Raw genomic sequence first — 15479 nt, forward strand, 5'->3', positions numbered from 1 at the left:
ATTTCTCCTTATTGTCATTTCGACCATCGGTAGAAATCTTCTTCGCCCTGTATTTTCGCTTTGCATCTTGTAGAAGATTCTTCACTACGTTCAGAATGACAAATGGGTTCATAAAAAGATTTGTCATGCTGAGGAACGAAGCATCTGTACACATGTAAGCTACTTTACAGATTCTTCACTTCGTTCCTCAGGATGACAATCTTAATTATTTCAACCTTTCCAAAATCTCCTTAGCATCCAATTTCTCCTGCAAACCGCTTTCCATATCTTTAAAAGCTAACAAACCGCTTTGCATTTCATCGCTGCCAATTAATATGGTGTAGGGGATATGCTTGTTATTGGCGTACTCCATTTGCTTTTTGATTTTTGCTCCTGCGGGATAAAGTTCCGCATTGATATTATGCTGGCGCAGACTGTGCAATAACGGCAAAGCATATTTTTCGCCATCACTGTCGAAACAGCAGATCAGCACCTTGGTAGTTTGATTGGTATCAGCAGGGAAGAGGTTTAGCTCATCCATCACATCGTAAATACGATCGGCACCAAAAGAGATACCAACGCCGGTCAGGTCTTTTAAACCGAACATACCGGTCAAATCATCATACCTACCGCCGCCGCCGATGCTGCCCATGGCAACCTCATTAGTCTTAACCTCGAATATGGCGCCAGTGTAGTAGTTTAAGCCACGTGCGAGTGTAATATCCAGCTCCAGGGTGGCGTTTTGTAGTTTACAGCTATCGATATAGGTAAATACGGTTTCAATTTCATCACAACCTTTTAAACCCGTTGCCGAATCTTTCAAAGCATCGCGTAAGCTTTCCAGTTTAATGCTGTTCGATCCTTCCAGTAGAATAACCGGTTTTAGTTTTTCAATATCTTCAGCGCTAAAGCCTTTTTCTAATAGCTCTTTTATTACACCGTCTAAGCCTATTTTATCCAGCTTATCAATGGCAACAGTTAAGTCGATGATATTATCTGCCTTGCCAATCACCTCGGCAATACCTGATAATATTTTGCGGTTGTTGATTTTTATGGTGAAATCTTTTAATCCCAGCTTACTTAAGGCCTCATCATAGATCATAATAAACTCCGCCTCGTTCAATAACGATGGCGAACCTACCACATCTGCATCGCATTGATAAAACTCACGGTAACGGCCACGTTGAGGCCTGTCGGCACGCCAAACCGGCTGCACCTGGAAACGCTTGAACGGGAAGGTGATCTCATTCTGATGCATCACCACGTACCGGGCGAATGGAACAGTTAAATCGTAACGGAGGGCTTTTTCTGAGATTTGAGAAACTAATTTTTTTGAGGTCAAAGATTCTTTAATAAAAGAAAATAGTTGTTGCTCAACCTTGATCTGATCTTGTTTGACCTCGTTCATCTGGGATTTCAATTCGTCACTTGCAGTATCAATAATTGAATCCGCCTTTTTTAGACGTTCTCGTTGATCAATTGTTATATCTATTAATTCGGGTAATCTTTCTACAAGTGTTTTAATAGCTTCTGTTTTTTCAAAGAACTCTCCACTATCTAAAATCTTAAATATCAATTTATCACCCTCATCACCATACTTCCCGATTAAAGTAGATGAATTTTCCATCGCAGGTGTTTCTATTTGCTGATAGCCATATTTGCGGAAAACGCTTTTAATCGTATCAAAAATAAAATTGCGCCTCACCATTTCGGTGGGTGAAAAATCGCGGGTGCCTTTGGGGGTTGATGGTTTGATGGATGCCATGCGGCAAATGTACAAAAAAGGTAGCCCCACCCAAACCCTCCCCTGAAGGGAGGGCTTAAAAAAAGTCTCCCCTACCGGGGGCGATTTAGAGGGGGCTTTTTATTATTTTTACCCCCATGCATATCATCACCCAAACACCCCGCCTCATCATCCGCGAGTTTTTACCGGACGAACAGGAAACCTACCTCCATCATTTTACAGATGAGGAGGTTTGTCTCTATTTACCCAAACGCACTACGGATGAGCGTATAAACATTTTTCAAACAGCATTAGCCAACTATGCAAATACCAAACAAGCTGGCATTTGGGGCATGTTTAACAAACAGACTGGTGAGTTTATCGGCAGCTGTCTCCTAAGGCCTTTTAATGGAGATGATAAAATCTTAGAAGTGGGTTATAGCATGGATAAAAAATACTGGGGACAAGGCATCGGCACTGAAATGACTGAAGCCATGATAGCACACGGCTTTTTGGATACCAATGTTGATGAAATAGTTGGCGTAACTGTATTAGAAAACATCGGCTCGCAACGTGTGTTAGAGAAAGCAGGCCTTAAACGAGCCGACAACTTCGTCAGGGATGGGTTGGAATTGGCTTTTTTTAGAAAAGCGAGAGGGTAGTTTAATTTAGCCACCTCTAAATCTCCCCCGGAAGGGGAGATTTTAAATTATCCTTTCTTAAAGCCCTCCCTTCCGGGGAGGGTTGGGTGGGGCTATAAAAACATTTTGGGGTTTAACAGATTTTTTGGCGCCTAAACCCCTCCCTGTCACTTCACCTCCAACCGCACCCCTCGAACTAAGCGCCAAGTTCGCTCCTATACTGACAAAACAGTGTCAGCATTTATTCCATCTCATTTTCCGAAATTTGAATGTACCGGTACTTCCGCTCTTGCGAAAGAGCAATTGCCGTTCTTTGAATTAACGAAATAATCACTTATCTGTCATCGTGCAATTCCTTAACGATCTTTTTGCAACCATCCTCAATCAAATCAAAAACAGGCGCAAATTGGGTATCGTCATAATAAGGGTCGGGGACTTCTTTATTGCCTAATAGCAGCTTTACTTTGCCGGCGGCTTGCTTATTAGGGGCCATGGCCAGCACATCAGCTAAATTATTTCTGTCCATCACATAAATGTGATCAAAGTCCTCAAAGTCACTTAATCTAAACTGGCGACATTTCTGGTGACCGATAGGCACGCCACGAACATCGGCTACGCGGGTCGAGCGCCTGTCTGGCCCCTGGCCAACATGCCAGTTGCCTGTCCCTGCCGAATCAATCTCCCAACCTAAGTGGTTTTTATCCGACAGATCCTGCATAATCCCCTCCGCCAGTGGCGAACGGCAAATATTACCCAGACAAACCATTAGTATTTTCATTGTGTAGAAGTGGTGAAAGGTTAAAGGAAAAAGGCGAAAGGAAAAAGGTGAAAGGAAAATGGGATTGACCTTTCACCTTTTTCCTTTCGCCTTTTTCCTTAAAAAACTATCCAAATATCTGGTTCAATAACCCTGCTAACCTAACACCCGCTTTAAGCAATTGACGGTTCAGGGTATCAATGTGGTTAAAGTTGTATCTGTAGCTCAGGTTATCGCCTTGTTTAGTATCAACATACAATTTTTCAGCTATCTGGTTCGATTCAAACAACCATTGGCTTATCGGTGCGCTTTGCAATTCTTTAACCTCCGCAGGCGTGGTGAAATTAATGGCTGTTGCATACTCCGTGTAGCTTAACTGCTGGTAGTCTATCAATTGCGAATCCCAAACCGAATGCAGGTTACTTGGCGCGTTAAACCAGGTTACTTTAAAATCGTTACCGCCTTTATCATCAGCATGGGCAACGTGCATGGGCTGGTGTATGTCCTCGGTAATGTGTATCAGCATACGCAGATCAAGCAATTTATCTTTTGGCGACAAGCTACCTCTTTTCTTCAATTCACCTATCAGGTAATTCAATTTGGTGTAGGCATCAACATTGGTATCCTGTTTCAAAAATATAACCAACTCCGGGTAGGTATATAGTTTGTTCAGATCAACATAATGCCATGATGATAAATAACTAAAAGCGGGATCAGATTTGATATAATCAGCCCAGTTGCTGGCTAAAGCAATCGACTCATGACCCAAAATAGCATGTACCGCAGCACGTGCTTTTGGTGTTAAATAGCTTTCGGCAATTTGCCCGCAAACACGGTGACCAATAGTGCCCCATGCCATGCTTTGCATTGGCGCATAAAGCAGTGCCGCGCCAATAAGTACTTTTTTAAAGAATGTTGTTTTCATTTGCTTAAAGTGGTTTTACAATACAAATAGTTCTTTTTATTAATCGTGCCGTGATAGGAATAACAGCCGATGTGCTTGAAAATTGATAAACAGAATCGGTTTTTTTGGTGATCTTAAACACTTCCTCATACATCCCGAAACGGAAGCAATCGGGCTTTTCTTTCAGTGTAAAATCAGGGTTGCAAAACTCGCCCTTTAAAAAAAGGGAGTCGTTCCGCTGGCCGTAGTTGCCTTTGGTGTATTCGGCCCAATGGCCTGCTTTCATGCAGCTATCGGCACCGTAGTTTACTTTGGTGAATGTTTTTATCGATACAAAAAAAGAGTCGCAGGTAAACTTAAAATGGTACAGCGAGTACGTCAGCAGTTTTTTCTGCATCGGTACTGAATCCTGCTGCCATTCGCCTTGAAATTCTTTCACGCCCGGTTTTTGCATATTGGGGTTCATCCAGCAGGAGCCGAGGAATAAGGTTATTGTTAAAAGAAGAAGGGCGAAAGTCAGTTTTTGCATTTAGTTATCTTTTTGTCACGCTGAGTCGAGTACTAGACTTATGAAGTTTTAAAACTTCGTAAGTCTTAACTCTTTGTCATTCTGAACGGAGTGAAGAATCCATCCGTTATACATAGCGCTGATGCATTGTTTACAGATCCTTCACTCCGTTCAGAATGACAATTTTTATTGGGGAACTATTTTAAGCTACCAATCATATCCTCCGGTCTAACCCATTGGTCAAACTGCTCGTTAGTTACCAGGCCAAGGCCTATAGCTGCTTCACGTAATGAAAGGTTTTCCTTCAACGCTTTTTTGGCAATTTTAGCGGCATTTTCATAACCGATGTGCGGGTTTAACGCGGTAACCAGCATTAACGAGTTTTCCAGATGTTTTTTGATACCGGCATAGTTTGGCTGGATACCGTTAGCGCAATGATCATTAAATGATACGCATGCATCACCAATTAAACGCGCCGACTGTAAAAAATTGGCTGCCATAACCGGTTTAAATACATTCAACTCATAATGGCCATTGCTGCCCGCTATTGAAATAGTAACATCGTTACCCATAACCTGTGCCGCTACCATGGTAACCGCCTCGTTTTGGGTTGGGTTAACTTTGCCTGGCATTATGGATGATCCCGGCTCGTTATCCGGAATATGGATCTCACCTATACCTGAACGCGGACCAGAAGCCAGCATCCTGATATCGTTAGCAATCTTCATTAATGATACCGCGATCTGTTTTAAAGCACCATGGCTCTCTACAATAGCATCATGCGCAGCCAAAGCTTCAAATTTATTTTCCGCGGTGCGGAATGGAAGACCGGTAAATTGAGCAATGTACTCAGCAACCTTAACATCATAACCTTTTGGGGTGTTGATGCCGGTACCAACAGCAGTACCGCCAAGCGCCAGTTCAGATAAGTGATCTAACGTATTGCGCAAAGCTTTTAAGCCGTGGTTCAATTGCGATACATAGCCCGAAAATTCCTGACCTAAAGTCAACGGCGTAGCATCCATTAAGTGGGTACGGCCAATTTTAACAACACTTTTAAATTCTTCTGATTTCGCTTTTAGTGTATCACGCAATTTCTCAATCCCCGGGATGGTAACATCAATCACCATTTTGTATGCCGCGATATGCATAGCTGTTGGGTAAGTATCGTTTGATGATTGTGATTTGTTCACGTCATCATTCGGGTGGATAAAGGTTTTGCCTTCGCCCAGTTTATTTCCTTGTAAAACATGTGAGCGGTTAGCAATAACCTCGTTCACATTCATGTTTGATTGCGTGCCTGAGCCTGTTTGCCAAATTACCAACGGAAATTCCGCGGCTAAGCTACCTGCTAATATCTCATCACAAACCTGAGCGATCAGGTCGCGTTTGTCGGCAGGCAATACGCCGCAATCGGTATTGGTATAAGCTGCTGCTTTCTTTAAATAAGCAAAGGCGGCAATAATTTCTTTAGGCATTGATGCTTCCGGGCCGATCTTAAAGTTATTACGTGATCTTTCGGTTTGCGCACCCCAGTATTTGTCGGCAGGTACCTGTACCTCGCCCATGGTATCATGTTCAGTTCTGAAACTCATTGTATTATATTTTGCTGCGCAAAGTTATGTTTTATATGGAGGATATAAACTGAAAAGGGTAATCTTTTTGGTACAAAAAACTAATCCTTATTGGCGATGTTTAATGATTTAACAATCCGTTAACCATGCCCAAATACAACATCATATACACCACCCCACATCACGATCATTACCTGTGGAATGGTACTTCGCTCAATAAGTTGGAAAAATCCGGAGAGGAAAACCTGATGTTCAGCGGAAAAGCATTTAAAGCAGAAGAGCTTGCAGATGCGATAGCCAATTGCAAAAAAGCTATAGCGCGATCATTCCCTAAAGATGACAACCCCGAAATTAAAAGCGTACCAATACCTGTATCCGATTAATTACTTTATCGGGTTATAGTTTCTTTGCCTGCGCCAAACCACAAGCGGGATGTATTTTGCTTTTTTAGTATCTAAATAGTAAATTTTGTTGGTTTGGGGATATACAATAAAGCTAAACCAAGTATCACCGGGGGGATTGGAGTACTCAGAAACCTTTACCGAATAAAAACTTTGCGAAGCTGAAGGCCTGCCGGTAATGTAGGCTACGAGGTGCTTTTTACCATGTGAGTTTTTCTTATCCAATGCATTGGCTTTTATAACCTCGGGTAAATTGTTAATGGTTGTGATAACCTCGGCTTCTGTTTGTGGCTGTGGATCGTATTCTACCGGTTTCTTTACCGCGCACGAAACCGCTAGAATCATAACAACAATTAGCGGAAAGTATAGTTTAACTCGATTAAATAAACCCATAATTAATATTTTCTATTCATTATACAGTCAAAACCAAAAATCGTTCATAATATTATCCAAATGTTTAAAACTTAAAATAGTTAGCGATTGTATAATTTCTGAATTTCGCCATCGTTAAAGTGATTGACTGCTGCTTATGATATTATACAAAAACATTCTTACTATTTCTCTCTCGTTGCTATGTTTAGCTTCTTGTTCTCAAGATAAAAAAGACAAATCCGGGGTCTCCTCCACACCCGATGTCGGCAAGCCTTTCGACTCCAAACAATACCTGCAGTACGATCCTAAAAAAGCCGACAAAAAGATCGACGCGTTTATGAAACACCTACACCAGGTGGCAAACTTCAACGGCAATGTGCTGGTAGCAAAAAAAGGTAAAATAATTTATGAAGGCAGCTTCGGCTGGGCTGATTATCCTAACCAGCATGCTTTAGATATTAACTCCAAATTTCAATTGGCATCGGTAACAAAAACCATCACCTCGACGGCTATTTTACAGCTAATGGAGCGTGGGAAGCTAAAACTGAACCAGGATGTACGCGATTTCTTCCCGAATTTCCCATATGCGGGTGTTACTATAAAGTTGTTGCTTACCCATCGTTCGGGCATGATGAACTATGTATATTTTGTTGATGACGTGTACCGTGCTGAGCACCGCGACCAGCACAAGGGTATCACCAACCAACAAACCATGGATATGATCGCCCAATACAAACCGGCTCCTTTTAACAAACCCGATAAACGCTTTCTGTACAACAACTCCAACTTTATGGTGTTGGGCTCGATAATAGAAAAAGTAACAGGCATGAGTTATGCCGAATATGTGAAACAAAATATTTTCACCCCTGCGGGGATGGCGAATACCGCAGTATACTCAAAAGCAGTATATGACAAAATCCCAACCTTTGTGCTGGGGCATGATCGTAATAGCTGGAAATATTCGGTAGCACCAAACTTTTTGGATGGCCCGGTTGGCGCATATGGTGTTTACAGTACCGTTGCCGATCTGTTTTTGTTCGATAGAGCATTAAGAGCCGGCCGCTTGCTTAAACCAGCAACCCAGGATTCTGCCTATACCGATCGTAACCCAATGATCCACGGGCACTTTAACTATGGCTATGGCTGGCGGTTATTTGAGGCTCCCGGACAAAAAGTGGTTTATCATACCGGCTGGTGGCATGGTTTCAGGCACATATTTTTGCGTGATATGAAAAATGATGTAACCATAGTATTGCTTGGCAATATGGCCAATGGCAGCTTACTGCATTTAGATGATCTGTTTAAATTGACCGGTATGCCGATAGTTCGTAAAAGCGCTTATACGGGTAATGGCGAAACAGAAGAGGACCAGTAATTTTTAGTTGATTGGTGAATTGTTGAGTAGGTGAGTGGTTTAACGCTCAAACTATTGCATTTTTACCTTGTTAAGTAACCAATCAACCACTCACTAAATCAACTTAATCAACCAAATATGTTTGATAAAATAATGGAAGCCCAGCAAAAGGCTGGTGAAGTAAAAAAGCGCCTGGACGCCATAACCGTAACCGGCACTGCCGAAGGTGGTAAGATAACCGTAAATGCCAACGCCAATAAAGTAATTCAATCCATCAATATCGATGAAAATTTTTTTGTTGATGCCGATAAAGAAGAATTGGAAGAACTGCTTTTAATAGCCATAAACAAAGCTATGGAACAAGCCGAAAACGTAAGCCAAAGCGAAATGGCAGCCATGACTCAACCAATGTTTGGTGGCTTAGGCGGATTGTTCGGAAAGTAATAAAAAGCCGGGGGCAGTGCGATTCCTTCCCCGGGGAAGGAGGAAGCGGTTTATTAAAGCGATGAAACCCTTCACCCGCATCAAGTCGGGATCTCACTAGCCTCAACACAGCATGCAAAGGCGACAATGCATGCTGTAGAAGACTTCTCCTCGTACCTCGTCGAAATGACAAGAGCATTCGAAACAACAAGATAAAAGTAAAAGTTTGGTCATTAAACTCCACTTTAAGAAAACTTATACCACGGCTTCTTACTTTTATCATAAACACATCAAACATCATGAAAATCACTTATTACGGTCAATCCTGCGTTCAAATAGAAGCAGGCGGCAAAACACTATTATTTGATCCATTTATATCGCCAAATCCCTTAGCGAGCCATATTGATATTAACAGCCTGAAACCGGATTATATCCTGGTATCACATGGGCACGGCGACCACGTAGCCGACCTGATAACCATCCAAAAAAATAGCGGTGCAAAAGTTATTTGTATTGCCGAGATAGCCGGTTGGCTAGGTAAACAAGATATTGAAGCGCACGGCATGAACATAGGTGGCGGTTATAACTTCGACTTTGGCCGTGTTAAAATGGTTAACGCTATCCACTCCAGCTCAATGCCCGATGGCAGCTATGGGGGCAATCCCGCTGGTTTTGTTATCTATACTGAAGGAAAAGCGATTTATTTTGCAGGCGATACCGCGCTTACCTATGATATGAAGCTATTGGCTGATGATAACCTGGATTGGGCCATTTTACCAATTGGCGACAACTATACCATGGGTGCCGATGATGCCATTAAGGCTTGCGATTTTATCAATTGCAAAAACGTGATTGGTGTACATTATGATTCGTTCCCGGTAATTAAGATAGATAAAGACGAGGTAATGGCGAAATTCGTAAAAGCAGGCCTCAATTTAAAACTACCTGCAATTGGCGAAAGCTTATCGTTGTAAAATAATAAAAAAAGAGGCTGTCTCATAAATATGAGACAGCCTCTTTTTTTATTCGGTAATATTTTTTTTTGATCGGTTTGCGCTGATAGTAAATACAAATTGCGTGTGATCAACCATTGGTTTTGAGGCTATCATCTTAGTTGACAACGGCAATAAACGGCAAGGCTAATATATTAAAAAGATAAGGCAATATCGTATAGGTTAATAGCTCAATAGGTGTTTAGATTTACAGTAATTAGAAACCAAAACCCAAATTACTATGAAACCATTTAAAACCATTCTGCCATTGGCAATGCTATTTTCTATTGTATTCGCTGATGTATCACAAGCAAATGATCTGAGTAATACGCTTAGACTAAGGCAAAGGGAAGCAGCTCATATGCTGCAACAAATATTCCCGTTTAAAACCAACCACAAAGTATTTACAAAACAGATTACTGCCGCGACTACCGGTACTATACCTGTAACACTTACCGAGCCTTATGGCGAGAACGAAGGCTACCTGATTACACTTACAGGTGCCAACGGCGAAAGTTATTCGTTTAATACGTGGGACAGTAATTATAACTTTGATGGCAGTACTTACACTTTTTACCCCCATATAGTGCCGGATGTTTATACCGTTGATATCACCACTAGTTACCAGTATCATTATGACGTGGGTTTCACCTACGAAGACAGCAATGGTGATACACAAAGCCCGTGGGTAGGGGAATATGAATTAGGCGATGGCGACGATCTCATATATAGTAATATAGATATAGGAAATGTGACTGGAAACAGCTTGGATTTTCAGGTAGGTATCGATTCCTATTAGTCGTAACACATAATAAAAGCCTCGCTAACAAATGTTAACGAGGCTTTTATTATGACCCCATTTTGGTGGTGTCTTTCATTTTCATCTTCATCTTCCCTTTCTTCCACTTTTTCTTCATTTTGCCGGTATCCACTTTTTTACCGGTATCTGTTTGCATCGTGGTTTTTGTATTAGGCATTGGTACCGCCGCAAATACACTTCCGAACGAGATCGCTCCTAAAGCAATCATACAAAACAATTTTCTCATGATGATAATTTTTAGTTTTTAATAGATTGTTCTATACAAACACAAAATTAATCATCAATTGTTTTTAATTTCTTTCTAACTAAATTACAGTGCCGTGTGGAATCATTGCCCGCTTTTTAACAACCACAATCCCATCCTGCACGGTATGGGTACCATAATCACCATCTTCCAGCTTTTCGCCGCAATTAATGCTTACATCATTACCAATATAAGTGTTTTTATCGATGATGGCGTTTTTGATGGTACACCTGTCGCCAATACCCATTATTGGTGAATTACTGAGCCTTGATTCTTCTATCTGTTCAAGCGTTTGATAATTATCACTACCCATCACATAGCAGTTTTCAATAGTGGTATCCAAACCTATGCGGCTGCGTATGCCAATAATCGACCGTGTAATATGGCTCGCATTTATAATACAACCATCAGCAATAATGGCTTTATCAACTTGTGTACCGCTCATTTTTGATGGCGGCAACATACGTGCACGGGTAAATATGTAATTTTTATCAAACAGGTTAAACTGTGGGATATCATCTGTAAGCCCTAAGTTAGCGTCAAAAAATGATGGGATGGTACCAATATCGGTCCAATACCCTTCGTACTGATAGCTTAAAACCTTATGGTTATCAATCGACTGTGGAATAATTTCTTTACCAAAATCAGTGCGCTCATTACCTTGCAAAAGCTCATATAGCAAGTCGCGGTTAAATATATAAATACCCATTGACGCCAGGTACAAGCGGCCCTGAGCCTTCATTTCATCGCTAACCTCTGATGCCCAATTTTCAAAATTTGTTTTTGGTTTTTCGATAAAAGCAGTAACCATGCTTTCCTCGTTCGTTTTCAAAATACCAAAGCCCGGCACATCATTGGCATGTACAGGAATAGTCGCGATAGATATTTCAGCATTTGCCTGGATGTGATTCTCTATCATCTCCTCAAAATCCATCTGGTATAGTTGATCGCCCGATAAGATCAGCACATAGTCAAACTCATGAACAGCCAGATGGTGTAAGCTCTGCCTAACCGCATCGGCCGTACCCTGGTACCATCCACCGCTGGTTGGTGTCTGTTCCGCAGCCAAAATATCCACGAAAGCCTCACTAAAACTGCTGAAATGGTAGGTGTTTTTGATGTGCTTATTTAACGACGCCGAGTTAAACTGCGTTAACACATAAATACGTGTTATACCCGAATGCAAACAGTTGGAGATAGGTATATCAACCAAACGGTATTTACCGGCAATTGGAACGGCCGGTTTGGATCGAGTTGCGGTAAGCGGCGATAGGCGACTGCCCTGGCCACCGCCAAGTACAATGCAGATTACTTTTGAGGTCATATATTAGGTTTTAAACTTTCATAAAGGTTAATGTACTCTTTGGCCGATCTGTCCCACGAAAAATCAAGCGCCATCATTCTTTTACGCAATTGGTTAAGTTGTTGCGTGTTTTCATACAATACTAATGCCCTGTCAACTGCGCCACAAATATCATCTACCGATATGTTGTTGAATCGTATACCATAGCCACCTTCTTCTCCAAAATCAATAACAGTATCTTTTAATCCACCCGTGCTGCGAACTATCGGCACGGTGCCATAACGCAATGCATATAACTGGTTTAACCCGCAAGGCTCAACGCGCGATGGCATCAGCAAGAAATCCGACCCGGCATATACTACATGCGCCAGTGCTTCATCGTATCCAATAAATATATTGCACTGCTCCGGCAGCAGCTCTTTTAATTCTTTTAAACCCTGCTCCATTAGTGGGTCACCGGCTCCCAATATCAGGAAGTTAACTTTATCCGGATGGCTGGCGATGGTTCTTGCTATGGACTCCGCCAGTAAATCGGCTCCTTTTTCCAATACCAACCGGCCAATAAATGATACCAAAGGCAATTCCGGCGACAGGTTAAACCTGGCACATAATTCTTCTTTGTTTTTTTGTTTACCCTGCGCTACCTTGGTCACCGTATAATTGGCCGGGATCATGGTGTCAGTTTTGGCATTCCAAACCTCGGTATCAATGCCATTGATAATTCCTGAGCCTTTTGCTTGCTCTAAATAAAATAGGTATTCTAATCCGTTGGAGCTAATGGTTAATTCCTCCAGATAACTTGGCGATACCGTGGTATATTTATAACAGCACTTTACTGCCGCCGCCAATGGATTAATCGCGCCTGCCCAATCTAGCAAACCACCTTTGGCTGGGTCTATATCCGGCAAATAATAAAATCTGTCCCAGCTCAAAACACCATGGTACTGCCCGTTATGAATAGTAAATACGGTTGGTATATTAGCCAGGCGGGTATACAGCTTTGAATGATACATCAAAAATGGTATCAATCCCACATGATGATCATGACAATGAATAATATCAGGGCTTTGCTGCGAATAGCTTATCCAATCCAAAAACGCCAACTGAAACGCGATAAATTGTTCCCGCTCATCAGGGTACATATAAACCTCTTCACGGTCTAATAATCCGGGAATTTTAATCAAGTACAGTTCAAAGCCAAGCTTATTGGTTTTCTCCTTCCATACCTCAAAATATAACCTGCGGTTGCCTAATAGCGTTCCCGCTTTAAAAACAATATCAAATTCATTTTCGCGGGTAAACTTCCGGTCGTAAAATGGGATAACAACCGCGGCATCCATGCCGGCAAGATTCTGGTATTTAGGCAATGCGCCCACCACATCAGCAAGGCCGCCAACTTTGGCAATAGGGTAACATTCGGCGGCAAGATGGTAGATTCTCATACAGGTATATATAATGGCTCAATTTAGGAAACATTTAACTCAATAAGCAAACACATTTTTTAAAAAATGTGTTTCAAATACTGTGAAATTTTAATAGAAAATAACATTAAGTTGATAATTCAACATTTATTAAAGAGATGGGCTTTTTAGTGCGGCAGATTTTTAAAAGGGATGTCATGCTGCGTAGTCGAAGTATGTGGGTAAAGGCCTCTGCGCTAACCCTTCGACTGCGCTCAGGATGACACCCTGCGCACATTAGTATAAATCAATATTCATTCGTGCTCCTTGAAGGGATTTATTATTTATTTTTGTTTAGGTACCCTGATAAACACATACCCTGCCAATAATTTAAAACTACGGCCCATAATGATAGATAGCTTAATTAATAGCATACAAAGCCTGATAGCGATAAGCCCGGCGGAGGCAGATATCGTAACAACTTTATTTAAAGAAAAGACCTATAAAAAGGGAGATTTTTTTTTAGAAGAAGGGCGAATTTGTAAACACGTGGGGTTTGTTGCAAAAGGATTGATGCGATACTACATTAATCATGACGGGGAGGAAAAAATATACGACTTCTCCCAGGAAAATGAATATGTATGTAACTATGAAAGTTTTCTGTCACAAAAACCGTCTTCAAAAATCATTCAGGCTTTAGAAGACAGTGTTGTTTTCGTTATCTCCTATAATGACCTGCAGTCACTTTATAAAAACGTTCGTGAAGGGGAACGTTTTGGCAGGATAGCCATTGAGGCCGTTTTTTTACAATTACTGCAGGATATCAGTTCATTTTATACAGAAACACCCGAACTTCGTTATGAAAGGTTTTTAAAAAACCACGCCGACTTGCAACAAAGGATCTCGCAATACCACATTGCTTCCTATGTCGGCGTCAAACCACAGTCCTTAAGCCGTATCCGTAAAAGAATTTTTACTCAATTTTGATTTGTTAACCCAGGTGCATTAATACCGGTTGCCGTCCTGATAATTTTGTGTCATCATTTAAAAACAAAATATCATGACAACAAAAATTTCTTATGCGATCGCATTTTTAACCGGGTTGGGAATAATTTTTCTCGGGGTCCGCTTTTTTATATCTCCGGAGGTAGCAACAGCCGCGTTCGGCATCCACTTTAATGCAAATGGCGATTATTCCTTTGACCATATAAAAGGTATCAGGGATATATTTTCCGGGCTGCTTGTTTGCGCCTTTGTGCTGATGAATGAAAGGCGCGCCCTTGGCGTAACCTTGTTAGCGGCTACAATAATACCAGTTAACGATATGCTTATTGTGCTCAGCAAAAGCTATAACGGCATCTCTCAAGCTATGCCGCACATCATCGCTATCATCATTTGCTCCGTATTCGGAATAATCCTATTGGCAGCCAAACAAACACAAAAAGCGTTATGAAAACTCAATCATATGTAAAACTGATCAGTTCAGTCGACACCCATAAAAACAGTGTATTGGAGATGAATATTCTTCCGGGCGAAAATACACCATGGCATTATCACACACTTTTTTCAGAAACCTTTGAAGTCTTAAAAGGCACACTTGAAGTTGGGAGAGGTAAAGACATTCACCATTTAAAACAGGGAGACATTGCTACTATAGAACCGAATGAGAAACATTATTTTCATAATACTTCTAACGAAGAATGTATTGTAACCACAACCCTAAATCCAGGCAATAAAAACTTTGAAAATGCCCTTTTCATTTTAAAAGGGCTTGCAAAAGATGGCTTGGCAAGCGATGCCGGAACCCCAAAAAGCTTTTCAGACTTAGCACTATTTGTTTACCTAAACAACTCAAAAATGGTAGGGATTCAGAGAATAGCCGCGCCGCTATTTAAGATTGTTGCTAAAGCCGCTATCAAAAGAGGGCGCTTGGATGAGTTGATAGAGAGATATTGTAAATAAACACAATGTTGCCGAAGGGCCTCTCTACTCCATGTCATTACGAGGAACGAAGCAATCGCGAACAATACAAGCCGCTTTTCTCCGTGCGATTGCTTCGTTCCTCGCAATGACATAAAGGCAAG

General features: G+C 41.4%; 18 protein-coding genes. 9 read left to right on the forward strand and 9 right to left on the reverse strand.

Features of this window, described 5'->3' with window-relative positions; all coding sequences use genetic code 11:
* Nucleotides 1-205 precede the first annotated feature (205 nt).
* Nucleotides 206-1744 carry a histidine--tRNA ligase gene (hisS, locus tag GSQ74_RS04385; protein WP_158990461.1) on the reverse strand — a complete coding sequence of 513 codons (1539 nt, stop codon included), beginning with the start codon at nt 1742-1744 and terminating at the stop codon, nt 206-208.
* A gap of 116 nt (nt 1745-1860) precedes the next feature.
* On the opposite strand from hisS, the gene GSQ74_RS04390 reads away from it, so the two are divergent.
* On the forward strand, nt 1861-2364 hold the full coding sequence (locus GSQ74_RS04390; protein WP_158990463.1) for a GNAT family N-acetyltransferase: 504 nt from the start codon (nt 1861-1863) through the stop codon (nt 2362-2364).
* 313 nt (nt 2365-2677) lie between these two features.
* On the opposite strand, the gene GSQ74_RS04395 is transcribed toward GSQ74_RS04390, so the two are convergent.
* The 4 genes from GSQ74_RS04395 to fumC form a co-directional block, all read right to left on the reverse strand.
* Nucleotides 2678-3121 (reverse strand): low molecular weight protein-tyrosine-phosphatase, encoded by a 444-nt coding sequence (locus GSQ74_RS04395; protein ID WP_158990465.1) that lies wholly within the window; start codon nt 3119-3121, stop codon nt 2678-2680.
* Nucleotides 3122-3227: 106 nt separating this feature from the next.
* Nucleotides 3228-4025: a S1/P1 nuclease gene (locus GSQ74_RS04400; protein ID WP_158990467.1), complete on the reverse strand. Its 798-nt coding sequence runs from the start codon at nt 4023-4025 to the stop codon at nt 3228-3230.
* Nucleotides 4026-4029: 4 nt separating this feature from the next.
* Nucleotides 4030-4533: a fumarate hydratase gene (locus GSQ74_RS04405; RefSeq protein ID WP_158990469.1), complete on the reverse strand. Its 504-nt coding sequence runs from the start codon at nt 4531-4533 to the stop codon at nt 4030-4032.
* Between the two features lie 176 nt (nt 4534-4709).
* On the reverse strand, nt 4710-6107 hold the full coding sequence (fumC, locus tag GSQ74_RS04410; protein ID WP_158990471.1) for a class II fumarate hydratase: 1398 nt from the start codon (nt 6105-6107) through the stop codon (nt 4710-4712).
* 125 nt (nt 6108-6232) lie between these two features.
* On the opposite strand from fumC, the gene GSQ74_RS04415 reads away from it, so the two are divergent.
* Nucleotides 6233-6469, forward strand: coding sequence for a hypothetical protein (locus tag GSQ74_RS04415; RefSeq protein ID WP_158990473.1), 237 nt, complete (start codon nt 6233-6235; stop codon nt 6467-6469).
* On the opposite strand, the gene GSQ74_RS04420 is transcribed toward GSQ74_RS04415, so the two are convergent.
* Nucleotides 6470-6832 carry a hypothetical protein gene (locus GSQ74_RS04420; protein WP_158990475.1) on the reverse strand — a complete coding sequence of 121 codons (363 nt, stop codon included), beginning with the start codon at nt 6830-6832 and terminating at the stop codon, nt 6470-6472.
* 184 nt (nt 6833-7016) lie between these two features.
* On the opposite strand from GSQ74_RS04420, the gene GSQ74_RS04425 reads away from it, so the two are divergent.
* The 4 genes from GSQ74_RS04425 (at nt 7017) to GSQ74_RS04440 (ending at nt 10427) form a co-directional block, all read left to right on the forward strand.
* Entirely contained in the window at nt 7017-8234 is a 1218-nt protein-coding gene (locus tag GSQ74_RS04425; RefSeq protein ID WP_158990477.1) for a serine hydrolase, read from the forward strand.
* 117 nt (nt 8235-8351) lie between these two features.
* Nucleotides 8352-8657: a YbaB/EbfC family nucleoid-associated protein gene (locus GSQ74_RS04430; protein WP_158990479.1), complete on the forward strand. Its 306-nt coding sequence runs from the start codon at nt 8352-8354 to the stop codon at nt 8655-8657.
* A 278-nt stretch (nt 8658-8935) separates the two neighbouring features.
* The gene (locus tag GSQ74_RS04435; RefSeq protein WP_158990481.1) at nt 8936-9610 is read left to right on the forward strand and encodes a metal-dependent hydrolase; all 675 of its coding nucleotides are present in this window, start codon (nt 8936-8938) and stop codon (nt 9608-9610) included.
* A gap of 259 nt (nt 9611-9869) precedes the next feature.
* On the forward strand, nt 9870-10427 hold the full coding sequence (locus GSQ74_RS04440; RefSeq protein WP_158990483.1) for a hypothetical protein: 558 nt from the start codon (nt 9870-9872) through the stop codon (nt 10425-10427).
* A 49-nt stretch (nt 10428-10476) separates the two neighbouring features.
* On the opposite strand, the gene GSQ74_RS04445 is transcribed toward GSQ74_RS04440, so the two are convergent.
* The 3 genes from GSQ74_RS04445 to GSQ74_RS04455 all read right to left on the reverse strand — a co-directional run bounded on the left by GSQ74_RS04445 (nt 10477) and on the right by GSQ74_RS04455 (nt 13437).
* Nucleotides 10477-10674 carry a hypothetical protein gene (locus GSQ74_RS04445; protein ID WP_158990485.1) on the reverse strand — a complete coding sequence of 66 codons (198 nt, stop codon included), beginning with the start codon at nt 10672-10674 and terminating at the stop codon, nt 10477-10479.
* Nucleotides 10675-10753: 79 nt separating this feature from the next.
* On the reverse strand, nt 10754-12016 hold the full coding sequence (locus GSQ74_RS04450; RefSeq protein WP_158990487.1) for a glucose-1-phosphate adenylyltransferase: 1263 nt from the start codon (nt 12014-12016) through the stop codon (nt 10754-10756).
* Complete coding sequence (locus tag GSQ74_RS04455) at nt 12013-13437, reverse strand: glycogen synthase (RefSeq protein ID WP_158990489.1); 1425 nt, start codon at nt 13435-13437, stop codon at nt 12013-12015. The genes GSQ74_RS04450 and GSQ74_RS04455 overlap by 4 nt, the downstream gene beginning before the upstream one ends.
* A 366-nt stretch (nt 13438-13803) precedes the next feature.
* Between GSQ74_RS04455 and GSQ74_RS04460 the strand changes: the two genes are divergently transcribed.
* The 3 genes from GSQ74_RS04460 (at nt 13804) to GSQ74_RS04470 (ending at nt 15357) form a co-directional block, all read left to right on the forward strand.
* Nucleotides 13804-14382, forward strand: a complete 579-nt coding sequence (locus GSQ74_RS04460; protein ID WP_158990491.1) for a Crp/Fnr family transcriptional regulator — start codon at nt 13804-13806, stop codon at nt 14380-14382.
* Nucleotides 14383-14455: 73 nt separating this feature from the next.
* The gene (locus tag GSQ74_RS04465) at nt 14456-14848 is read left to right on the forward strand and encodes a DUF4267 domain-containing protein (RefSeq protein ID WP_158990493.1); all 393 of its coding nucleotides are present in this window, start codon (nt 14456-14458) and stop codon (nt 14846-14848) included.
* Nucleotides 14845-15357: a cupin domain-containing protein gene (locus GSQ74_RS04470; RefSeq protein WP_158990495.1), complete on the forward strand. Its 513-nt coding sequence runs from the start codon at nt 14845-14847 to the stop codon at nt 15355-15357. Before GSQ74_RS04465 ends, GSQ74_RS04470 begins: the two co-directional genes overlap by 4 nt.
* Nucleotides 15358-15479 lie beyond the last annotated feature (122 nt).

It is taken from the genome of Mucilaginibacter sp. L196, assembly GCF_009765905.1.
GTDB lineage: Bacteria > Bacteroidota > Bacteroidia > Sphingobacteriales > Sphingobacteriaceae > Mucilaginibacter.